The 12,024-nt window shown below is 46.6% G+C and carries 8 protein-coding genes; 7 read left to right on the top strand and 1 reads right to left on the bottom strand.

Annotated elements, in window-relative coordinates:
* The first annotated feature begins 66 nt into the window (after positions 1-66).
* The 7 genes from tviB to meaB all read left to right on the top strand — a co-directional run bounded on the left by tviB (position 67) and on the right by meaB (position 11,057).
* Positions 67-1,338 carry a Vi polysaccharide biosynthesis UDP-N-acetylglucosamine C-6 dehydrogenase TviB gene (gene tviB, locus A3738_RS04335; protein WP_068473425.1) on the top strand — a complete coding sequence of 424 codons (1,272 nt, stop codon included), beginning with the start codon at positions 67-69 and terminating at the stop codon, positions 1,336-1,338.
* Between the two features lie 106 nt (positions 1,339-1,444).
* On the top strand, positions 1,445-2,461 hold the full coding sequence (locus tag A3738_RS04330) for an AraC family transcriptional regulator (RefSeq protein WP_068473421.1): 1,017 nt from the start codon (positions 1,445-1,447) through the stop codon (positions 2,459-2,461).
* A 246-nt stretch (positions 2,462-2,707) separates the two neighbouring features.
* On the top strand, positions 2,708-4,363 hold the full coding sequence (locus A3738_RS04325; protein WP_068474858.1) for an acyl-CoA carboxylase subunit beta: 1,656 nt from the start codon (positions 2,708-2,710) through the stop codon (positions 4,361-4,363).
* 26 nt (positions 4,364-4,389) lie between these two features.
* Positions 4,390-7,248, top strand: a complete 2,859-nt coding sequence (locus tag A3738_RS04320) for a biotin/lipoyl-containing protein (protein WP_068474861.1) — start codon at positions 4,390-4,392, stop codon at positions 7,246-7,248.
* A gap of 70 nt (positions 7,249-7,318) precedes the next feature.
* Positions 7,319-7,720: a methylmalonyl-CoA epimerase gene (gene mce, locus A3738_RS04315; protein WP_068474885.1), complete on the top strand. Its 402-nt coding sequence runs from the start codon at positions 7,319-7,321 to the stop codon at positions 7,718-7,720.
* 187 nt (positions 7,721-7,907) lie between these two features.
* Positions 7,908-10,055, top strand: coding sequence for a methylmalonyl-CoA mutase (scpA, locus tag A3738_RS04310; protein ID WP_068474888.1), 2,148 nt, complete (start codon positions 7,908-7,910; stop codon positions 10,053-10,055).
* A gap of 3 nt (positions 10,056-10,058) precedes the next feature.
* Positions 10,059-11,057, top strand: coding sequence for a methylmalonyl Co-A mutase-associated GTPase MeaB (gene meaB / locus A3738_RS04305; protein WP_082868967.1), 999 nt, complete (start codon positions 10,059-10,061; stop codon positions 11,055-11,057).
* A 48-nt stretch (positions 11,058-11,105) separates the two neighbouring features.
* Here the strand turns inward: meaB and A3738_RS04300 are convergent.
* Positions 11,106-12,024: bile acid:sodium symporter family protein (locus A3738_RS04300; RefSeq protein ID WP_231876529.1), on the bottom strand; the 919-nt coding region annotated here is incomplete at its 5' end.

Genomic DNA, 12,024 nt, shown 5'->3' with positions numbered 1-12,024 from the left:
AGAGAAAGTTAGTTATATAAAACTATGTAAAACAACAAGATAATTGATGTATAGAAGAAACAAAGCATGGACCAGCAAGTGAAATTGTGCGTAATAGGCCAAGGCTACGTCGGCCTTCCGCTAGCAGTAGAATTTGGAAAACTTTACCCAACTATCGGTTTTGATATTAAAGAAGACCGAATCAGAGAACTCCAATCAGGCATCGACAGTACGCTTGAGTGCTCAAAAGAAGAACTCGCAGAATCAACGCAGTTAAGCTTCAGCACAAAGCTTGAAGACATCGCAGAAGCGAATGTTTATATCGTCACCGTTCCAACGCCGATCGACGACTATAAGACGCCAAACCTAACACCATTGATCAAGGCCAGTGAAATGCTGGGCAAGGTCGTTAAGCAAGGCGACTATGTCATTTACGAGTCAACCGTATACCCTGGCGCTACAGAAGAAGATTGCATCCCGTTGATCGAAGCTCGCTCGGGACTAAAACTCAACGAAGACTTTTTCGCGGGCTACAGCCCTGAGCGTATCAACCCAGGCGACAAAGAACACCGCGTCACCAATATCCTAAAAGTGACTTCTGGCTCAACCCCAGAAGCTGCTGAATACATCGATCAACTTTATGCCAGCATCATCACAGCGGGCACACACAAAGCGAGTTCAATTCGTGTAGCAGAAGCCGCAAAAGTCATCGAGAACACGCAACGTGATGTAAACATTGCGTTAGTCAACGAGCTATCATTGATCTTCGATAAGATGGGCATCGATACCTTAGAAGTTCTTGAGGCCGCCGGAACCAAATGGAACTTCCTGCCTTTCCGCCCTGGTTTGGTAGGCGGCCACTGTATTGGTGTTGACCCGTATTACTTAACCTACAAGGCGCAATCGATCGGTTATCACCCTGAAATGATTCTTTCGGGTCGCCGTATTAATGACAACATGTCAGGTCACATTGCTGAAAAAGTATTGCGATTAATGACCGAAAAGAAGATCCAGATGGTCGATGCAAATATCTTGGTACTCGGTTTGACCTTCAAAGAAAACTGTCCAGATATCCGAAACACCAAAGTCATTGACGTCATCAAAGATCTCGACGATTTTCATGCCAACATAGATGTCTATGACCCATGGGCGGATGCCTTAGAAGTAAAAGATGAGTATGACATCGATCTTGTGAGCACCCTCGAAAACGGAAAGTATGACGCCGTGATTGCCTGCGTATCACACGACCAGATCAAATCGATGAGCACAAGTGAACTCAAAGCAGTCTGTAAGCCTAACCATGTTATCTACGACGTGAAACATATCTTTGATAAAGATATCGTTGATGGACGTTTGTAGTTAGCGACAAATAGTTAGCAACAAACAAGCAACAAATATTGGGGTCAACCAAATATTGGGGTCAGAGTAAATATACTCTGACCCCAAATTTCTTTAAGCTAGCCATATGGCTTCGATCAATACCCACTACATTCTCAGCGCTCTCGGCGGCGCAAAAAAAAGAGGCATCGACTCACAGTCGTTACTCAACGAAGCCGGCATTGATCAATCAAAATTAAGCCATCCAAACTCTCGTTTTGACGTTCAACAAGTTGCGCTGCTGTATGACGGAATCGCCAAGCGCCTGAACGATGAATTTATGGGATTTACTGAACACCCAATCAAAGTCGGCACCTTTGAACTGATGACCGACTGGGTAAGCACCGCCCATACCTTACGCGAACTCTACGAACGCGCCATACGCTTCTACAATCAGATCACCGACGAACTACAAATGTCGCTTGAGATTCAAGGCGAGCACGTCTATCTCACAACAGAACTCCGCCAGCCAGAATTAGATTTCGAACACTTTTATATCGAGTACTGGCACGTCATCTGGCATCGCTTTGGATGCTGGTATATCGATCAACCCATCAAACTGGTCAGCGCTTATATCAATTACGACCCGATTGATCCGATCGAGTTTTCACTTTTATTTCGCTGCCCAACAAACTTCAAAAGCAAGTTCAATCGGCTCGTTTTCCATCGATCATACCTCAACATGCCACTCATCAAGACGCCAACTGATCTGCGTAATTTCTTAAAAAATGCTCCTGTAGATTTGCTAACTATCCCCGGTGAAGACACCAGTATTTCGGCGAAAGCACGACAACTCATCGAACCTCGTCAATTACGCAAAGAAGACCGTTTATCGCTCCTAAATAGCAGAGAGCTTTCAGAAAAACTGGGCATGAGCGAGCCCACCTTACGCCGAAAATTAAGCGCTGAAGGCAGCTCCATTCAGAGCATAAAAAATGACGTTCGCTTCAAACTTGCGAAACAACAACTCAAAGCCACGAATTTCAGCATTGCAGACATCGCATTACAGTTAGGATTTAGCGAGTCACGAGCATTCTCGCGCGCATTTAAACAATGGTCAGGGCTTAACCCTCAAGATTATCGCGATACACGCAGCCCACATTAGATAAAACAAAAAATGACCAATCACAGATTTTTTGATCGTTTATGTCTATTGATCAAATATTAATATGTCTACGAATCGACATTAAAAATCATCAAAACCATAAAATTCAATAACTTAATTATAATTATCGACCATTTTAATCAAAAGACATAGTTTCACTTTCGAGTCACATCAACTTATTATCCACGCCATAAAAATGAACATCGCCCAGTGCGACCAACGCAAACCCAACATAGTTTTCGGCTTATGAATGACACGATACCGTCTATTTCTTTAGACAATCCCTTCGATAAAACAGAAGAATTGAAGTTCAAAACCCCAGGCCAAACCACCTATCAACCTGGCCCCTATGAGGACAGTTTGCGTAAAGGCTGGGAACTCATCAAACGTCCTAAAAAAGCTGCTGGAGTAAAAGCGATCAGCCGCCAGCACGCCAAAGGGCGAATGACAATATGGGAACGTATTTCAGTACTCACTGATGAAGAGCCAACCATACTCTTCCAAAACTGGGGCCCGAACCTGGACGGAGCGTCTTTAGTCACAGCAATCATCAAAATAGATGGTCGCGACGTCGCATTGTATGGCCACGACTTCACAATCCGCGCAGGCTCAATGGATGCTACCAACGGTAAAAAGCTAGCACGCTTAATCGAATTAGCAGGCAAACGAAAAATCCCTTTAGTTGGCCTAAACGATAGCGCCGGCGCTTATGTTCCTGCAGGTGTTGGCGGTCTGGATGGATATGCCGAAGCCTTCACCGCGCTGCGAAAAATCAGCGGTGTGGTACCTAGCATCATGTGCATGTTCGGATTTAATGCCGGCGGCGGCTCATATCTCCCTCGCCAAGGCAGCTTTATGATTCAACCGAAAAACACCTTTTTTGGACTCACGGGCCCAGGTGTTGTGAAAAGCGTATTGGGTGAAGACGTAACACCTGACGAGTTGGGAGGCCCGGGTGTTCACAGCCAAACAGGGGTTACTGACTTTGTCGTTGAAGATGAAGTAGCAGCTCTCAAGAAAGTAAAAGAAATTCTTAAATACATCCCGAGTAACAATAGCGAACTCGCACCGCACCAGCCAACGTCTGATGCGGTGAAGCGTGAGACGTGGGACATCGACATCCTGCTGAAGAAGGCCTTTAACAGCCCAAGCGGTTTTAACACTCCACTTGATGTCAGCATCATTATTCAAGAATTATGCGATCACGGCGACTTCCTTGAGATTCAACCTGATCGAGCGCGCAATACCATTACTGCGCTTGGAAGAATGGACGGCAACGTGATTGGTTTTGTCGCGAACAACAGTGCAGTTGCCTCGGGACAAATAGATATTGCCGCGGCCTATAAAAACGCACGTTTTATTCGCTTCTGTAATCTTTACAACATTCCAGTCATCTTCATGGAAGACACCACAGGCTTCTTACCTGGGCGCGAACAAGAGTCGATGGGTATCGTACAGGCAGGTCGCGCGATGCTAGATGCGATTGTTGATTTGCGCACCCCGCGCTTCTTAGTGATCCTACGCAATGCCTTTGGTGGTGCATATGCCTCTTATAACAACTATCCAACCGGTGCAGATTTCGTTATTGCTCTGCCATCCACGCGCGCAGCTGTGATGGGGCCAGCCGGTGTCGAGTTCGTTTACAAGAAGGAGCTTCGTGCTATCCGCGCAGCCGTAAAATCTGGAGACGAAAGTGCCGAATGGGGTGCAGAGCAAGAAGCCATTCTGGCGAAACGCTACGAAGACGAATTGATGAATCCAAACGAAGCCTTGAGCCTTGGATCGATCTCTCAAATTGTCATGCCCAAAGACCTGAGAAAAGTACTCTGTGAAAACATGAGCTTCCACCTTCGCCACTACAATGCTGAACCTATGCGATCTGTTCAGCGCGAATTTTTCTAATCGGTCTCTGGAATAGGTTTCAACACATGACTAATGCAACGACTACCAACCATTATTTAAATAATGCACTTATCCATGAAGATCGACGTCTAAAAAAATCGTCCTCAAAATGGGTACGCAGCTTTGATTGCCGTAAACTTCGCCCATTGATCATTTGCCGTGGCCCGATCAGAAAAGAAGCCATGGATGTATTTACAGAAATGGGCATTGATGTCTTCGGTATTTTATTGTCCGAGAAAGACAGCGTCGTATATCAGAATGCCCTCGCTCCTGAGTTACGTCAGTTGGAAGATTCTTCTCGCGTTCACCGAGTACCCGACTATACCGGTGCCGATAAAGCTGAGCGCGAAGCACGTATTCAGCAAATCATTCAAATAGCGCACGAAAACGACTACAACGCGATCTTTGCCGGTTATGGTTTTATGGCCGAAGACGAAACTATGGTCGCCGCGATGGAGAGCGCAGGCCTCACGTTCATTGGCCCATGTTCGCGTACCGTACACGATGCGGGCTTGAAGGACGAAGCGAAGCGCACTGCACTCAAAGTTGGGGTTAGCGTGACGCCGGGTATTGATAACGCAACAGCCATTACCCTATTGAAAAAACATCCTGACGAAGCTGCGCTATTGGCACTCTGCGAACAAGAAGCGCTAAATGTAGACGTTGCTGTGCTCAAGCAAACTGAGTCGATGGAAGACAAAGCTGACCTAGTACTTGCAGCAGGCTACAAAAAAGGCATCGACCTATATACCGTTGAAGAACTTCAGCAAACCATCGCCGAACAAGTCGTTGAGATCGGTAAAAAGTTTCCAGAAAACCGCATACGCTTAAAAGCCATTGGCGGCGGTGGAGGTAAAGGTCAGCGCATACTACCAAGCCCTTCTTCATTTAAAGGCAGCCAAGAAAAACGCCTACAGGCGGTTTCAGAAAGTGCCCCAGGACTGGTACTTGAAATACTGAACGAAGTAAAAGCCACTGGCGTTGGCGATAACAAAAACGTGCTTATTGAGCTCAATATCGAAACGACTCGCCACCAAGAAATCCAAGTAATTGGTAACGGCGAATGGACGCTAGCCTTAGGCGGCCGCGATTGCTCTTTACAGATGCATGAGCAAAAGCTTCTCGAAGTTTCTGTAACCACCGAAGACTTACAGAATGCATTAGCGCAGGCCGTAAAAGATGGTCGCGATTCTGAAGTGAAAGTACTCAGCCAAGACATACTGACGCTCGAAGCAATGGAACAAGAAGCCGAACGTTTTGGCGAAGCAGTTGGGCTTGATAACGTATCAACCTTCGAATGTATTGTTGATCGAGACAAGCACTTTTTCATGGAGATGAACACGCGTATTCAGGTAGAACATCGCGTCACAGAACTCTGCTATAGCTTGCGTTTCACCAACCCTGATAACGAGGAAGAAAGCTTCATCGTGAAGTCTCTCGTCGAAGCGATGGTGCTTTTAGCAACGCATGGCAAACGCCTTCCAAAACCAGAACGTGTTCCACGTTTCAATGCATCAGTCGAAGCACGTTTGAACGCTACCAATGACGCACTAGCACCACATGCTGGGGGCATCATCAAATATTGGTCGGACCCTCTCGAAGGAGAAATTCGTGACGACCAAGGTATTAGTCGGCACAACCCTGATACCAATGTTTTCATGAGCTACCACTTAGCTGGCGCATATGACTCTAATGTTGCGTTGCTACTAACGGTTGGCGATGCACGTCTTGATAGCTATCAGAAAATGGCTGAAACCTTACGCGTAACGAAACTCGAGGGCAAAGATCTATCTACGAACCTTGAGTTCCATTACGGCTTAGTGAATTGGTTTATTGGCAACAATATCAATGCGCGCCCCACTACCCGTTTTATTGTTCCCTACCTCACCGCTGTAGGCCAATTGAAACAGGTTGCCAACGACCTCGACGTTGATCAGGCCTACCAAGCGATCATCAAAAAAGTTCTGAACGAGCAACCAGAGCAGGCAAAAGACATTCAAGCCACCGCTGAACGCAAAGCACTGCTTCTTACACGCGCAGTGAAACAACTGTTTAGCAACCCTCACGTTCTTTCGGGATGGCTAAGCATCCATAAAGACAGCTTTACACAAAGCGCAAAAGGCAAACTGTCTTGGCAAAGAAACCCTATTCACGTCTTAGACGAAACTTACCACTATCTGAATATGGACTTCACGCCAGAAAACCCTGCTGCACGTATGATCTGGGATCATGACAACGAAGTTCTGCAAGCCGCTACCGACTTCTACAAACAAGTTGAAGACATCATCGGTACAAATGATTTTGTCGAGCTTGATAAAGCACTCAAGGCCGCAAGAGCTCCAAAAGGTCTTGGTAAAGAGCAGTGGTCAGCAATTAAAGCGGCGCACGCCGGTTATCAGCTCGGCAACGACGTCATGCTATTGCTCGCGCATGTCGCATACAGCACTGAGTTCTATAATTTGAGTGTGAATGACGACCTAAGTATCCATATTCCAGATACGCTTTCTGATCCCGATCTTCAGGATGCAATGGCGAAGGTTCTTGTTCCTCCTCCAAAAGCGAAGAGTGATGAGATCCTTGCTCCTTCAGGCGGGATGTTCTATGCCTGTGAAGCACCGGGGTTACCAGCGTTTATTGAAGAGGGCCAGCACTTCGAAGCAGGACAACCGCTATTCATTGTTGAGGTCATGAAAATGTTCAACAAAGTGAACGCTCCTTTTGCTGGCATTATTGAAAAATGCCTCATCGAACGCGATGGAGAAATCATCAAGAAAGGGCAACCAATCTTCAAGATCGTGCCAGATGAAAAAATCGAAACACTCACTGATGAGCAGATCAAACAGATCAAAGCCCAAGCGTGTTCCGTATTCTTGGATAGAATTTAAAACACTAAATAACTGTTCAACTGGGGTCAGCGCTAATGCGCTCTGACCCCATTATCAAACGAGAGAGAACATGATTACTGGTTTAGATCACATAGCTATTGCAGTACCTGATTTACAGAAAGCAATTCAACGCTTTGCTGAAGACTTTGGCTTGGATTTCAAAGGCCAAGAAGATGTTGAGTCCGCCCTGACTAGCACGGCATTTTTCCCTTTAGACAAAACAAGCATTGAGCTTGTGCACCCACTGAATGGACAAGGACCGATCCAGAAGTATATCGACAAAAAAGGCGGGGGCATGCATCACCTATGCTTTCGAAGCGATGACATCGACTCTGACATCGAACGCCTCAAAGCAAAGGGTTATGAGTTCTTGTCAGATGCGCCATCACTGGGTGCACACAACTGCCGAGTTATCTTCATTCACCCTAAAAGCTGCGATGGCGTTTTGGTTGAATTGAATCAGCCGATGTAGTTTTAATAAATTGGGGTCAGCATAAAAGTACTCTGACCCCAGTTGTGAAAATTTTATCGACGCATTAAGCCCGTCGATTGCGAAGCAATCCGGGTCGCCTTTGGGGTGTCGAGGTCTTTGGCGACACAAAGACCCCGACTCGTCATCAGACGAAAACCAAAGTTAGTTTAAGCACTAGAGTTAAATTATGACTGAAAAGAAAACGCTCAAACTCGACGAGTGGGAAGCCCTCGCTACCAAACAAATGAAAGGCATGACTCCAGAAGAAATGACTTGGATGTCACCTGAAGGCGTTCCCGTAAAAGTACTCTATACGGCCGACGACACGAAGGGTCTTGAGCATATCGACTCGTTACCTGGCATGGCGCCCTACATGCGAGGCCCTATGGCCACAATGTATGCCGGTCGTCCTTGGACCATTCGTCAATACGCAGGCTTCTCGACTGCTGAAGAATCTAACGCTTTCTATCGTAAAAACTTAGCCGCTGGCGCACAAGGTGTGTCGGTTGCGTTTGATCTAGCTACGCATCGAGGTTATGACTCTGACCATCCTCGCGTTACGGGCGATGTAGGCAAGGCAGGCGTCGCCATCGACTCAGTCGAAGACATGAAAATCCTCTTCGATGGCATTCCCTTAGATAAAGTTTCTGTCTCGATGACCATGAATGGCGCGGTGCTTCCGGTGCTCGCTAACTATATCGTTGCTGCGGAAGAACAAGGCGTTTCTCAAGAACAGCTTGCTGGCACCATTCAGAACGACATTCTGAAAGAATTCATGGTTCGTAATACCTATATTTACCCGCCAAGCCCTTCAATGAAAATTATTGGCGATATCATTGGGTATACGTCTGAGAACATGCCACGCTTTAACAGCATCTCTATCTCTGGCTACCACATTCAAGAAGCTGGTGCGGACGCTGCTTTAGAACTTGCATACACGTTAAGCGATGGTCGTGAGTATGTTCGCACTGCGATTAACGCAGGCCTTGATGTTGACAAGTTTGCGCCACGCTTATCTTTCTTCTGGGGCATTAGCATGAACCTCTACATGGAGATAGCTAAGCTACGAGCAGGTCGTTTATTGTGGCATCGCATCATGCAAGAGTTTTCGCCAAGCAATCCAAAATCATCGATGCTACGCACACACTCTCAAACATCTGGTTGGTCGCTCACCGAACAAGACCCGTATAACAATGTGATTCGCACAACTATCGAAGCGATGGCTGCAGTATTTGGCGGCACACAATCTCTTCATACCAATGCGCTTGATGAAGCGGTCGCACTTCCGACAGAATTCTCTGCTCGCATTGCCCGCAACACCCAGATCATCATTCAAGAAGAGACAGGCATTACTCAAGTAGCTGACCCTTGGGGTGGTTCTTACATGATGGAGTCGCTCACACAACAAATTGCGGATAAAGCATGGGCTCTGATCGAAGAAATTGAAGAAAGCGGTGGTATGGCTAAAGCGATTGAGCAAGGCCTACCTAAAATGCGCATAGAAGAAAGCGCAGCTAAAAAGCAAGCACGCATCGACCGTGGCGAAGATGTCATTGTAGGCGTTAATAAATATCAACTTGCGGAAGAAGAAGAGCTAGATATTTTAGAGGTCGACAACCTTGCAGTGCGCGAATCACAAATCAAAGGCCTTGAGAAAATCAAAGCAGAGCGTGACAATGACGCCGTCAAAGCTGCACTTAATGCCCTCACATCTGCAGCAAAAACCGGTGACGGAAACCTACTTGCTTTAAGCGTCGCAGCTGCTCGTTTACGAGCCACTGTTGGTGAAATTTCTGACGCATTAGAAGAAATATATGGTCGTTACCAAGCTCAAGCTCGAACCATCAGCGGCGTATATGGCGCAGCGTATGATGAAGACAAGGACTGGAATTTGATTAAAGACGATATCGCAACGTTTGAAGCGCAACATGGTCGTCGACCTCGTATGCTCGTTTGTAAGATGGGCCAAGATGGACATGACCGCGGCGCCAAGGTGATCGCAACTGCATTTGCTGATGTTGGCTTCGACATAGATTTAAGCCCCATGTTCTCGACACCTGAAGAAGTCGCAAAACAAGCCATCGAAAACGACGTGCACGTAATCGGCGTAAGCTCGCAAGCGGCAGGCCACAAAACACTCGTTCCAGGGCTAATTCAAGCATTAAAAGAGCAAGGCGCTGAAGACATCAAAGTCGTCGCTGGCGGCGTGATTCCGAAGCAAGACTACCAAGTATTGTATGACGCAGGAGTGGTTGGTATTTTTGGGCCAGGGACGCCGATTCCACAGTCTGCACGCGAAGTTCTTGACGCTATTAATCAGGCTAATGCAGGTTAATTCATGACTGCTCTTGCGCCGATAAAGAAATTATTAGACGGACTCGTTCAGAATACCTCTGATCCAGTTCGTCGGCGCAGCCTCGCAAAATCTATTACCCTAATTGAAAGCACCAAAGCCACGCATCAAGAACAAGCACAAGCACTGTTAAACCAAGCCTTACCTTACTCGGGGAAAGCTAAGAGAATAGGCATTAGCGGCACACCCGGTGTTGGAAAGTCGACCTTTATTGAAGCTTTCGGACTTTATTTAATTGAACAAGGTCTGCGTGTTGCAGTGCTTGCTGTCGATCCGAGCTCACCTATTCGTGGTGGTAGCATTCTTGGTGATAAAACCCGCATGGAAGAGCTCTCACGCGCGGATAACGCCTTTATTCGACCAAGCCCCTCAGCGGGAGCTTTAGGCGGCGTTGCTCAAAAAACACGAGAAAGCATGATCTTGTGTGAAGCCGCAGGCTTTGATGTCATTCTCGTTGAAACCGTTGGCGTTGGCCAATCTGAGTATGAAGTCGCATCGATGGTCGATTTCTTTATGGTGCTCATGCAGCCAAATTCAGGCGACGAATTACAAGGCATCAAACGTGGCATTATGGAACTAGCGGACGCTTTGATCATTAACAAAGCAGATGGCGATAGTCTGCATCAAGCTGAGCGCACAAAACAACATTGCCAGAATGCCTTACATCTGATGCGAAGTTCTGAAGAATGGGAGCCTCAAGCCCTGACTTGCTCATCGATTGAGAACAGAGGGATTACAGAAATATGGGCTTTGCTGACAGACTACTTTTCTTCTAATCAGGCTATCCTCGAAACAAAGCGTCAGCAGCAAAACGAAAAATGGTTGGACAGGCTCATCACAGAGCAGCTTCGACACGCTTTTGAGACCCATCAAGCCGTTCAAGAATCGCTCCCTCAACTGCAGGAACAAGTAATTTCAGGGAAACTCACTGCTTACGACGCAGCAAAAACCTTGATAGCACGCTTCAACGAACCACAATCATAAATTGAGCCAAAGCCTTACTGGCAGGCGTGGCGCAATCTACCTTGATCATTAAGCTGCGGTGTTATTACCGAGTTGATCTCCGTGAATTTTGTTTACCAGTAAGCCAAATAAAGCTGCTGTGACAAACATAATGACGCTATAAATAGCAGCTGGCGCGGCCATCACCCCGTTATTCAAAAGCATTGGAGACAAGGCAATGGCTATCGCCAAAGTACCATTGTGAACACCAATCTCCATACCAATCGCAATGCTCTGACGGAGCTCCAGCTTCAACAAGCGAGGCACGCCGTAACCAACGCCCAAACTAATCAGATTAAACGCTAGTGCTGCTGCACCAACAATCGCAAAGTACTGAGTAAACTGCTCCCAACTTTCCATCACGGCAACCACAACAACCAAGGCTAAGAATAGTGCCGACATAATCTTAACTGGCTTTTCCATGACCTCAGCAAAGCCTTTTCTAAAGCGCCGAATCGTCATCCCAATGCCGATCGGAATCAACACAATCGCAAAAACCTGAAGTACCTTAGAGAATTGTAAGCCGACACTACCTTGCTCGCTCATGAAGTAAAACAAACTCAAATTCACAATGATTGGCAGCGTAACAATGCATAGAACAGAGTTAATGGCGGTGAGCGTCACATTCAAAGCCACATCGCCATGCGCAAGATGACTAAATAAATTAGCACTGGTCCCCCCTGGGGATGCCGCGAGCAACATTAGCCCAACCGCCAATTCTGGAGGAAGAGCAAATGCGATGACCAAACCAAAGCATGCGATTGGCAAAATAATAGCCTGACAAAATAAGCCTATTAGCACCGGCTTTGGCATTTTAAAGATGCGGGTAAAGTCAGAAATCGTTAAGGACAAACCCAGCCCAAGCATAATAATGCCGAGACTAGCAGGAAGGAAAATCGTAAGGATTGGTGTTGAATTCATGGAAAGCTCGTCTGTTGTTATTGTTAAG

It is taken from the genome of Oleiphilus sp. HI0066 (genome assembly GCF_001635725.1).
The sequence above is the reverse complement of the archived record's forward strand: the minus strand, read 5'-3'. Positions and strand labels throughout refer to the sequence as shown.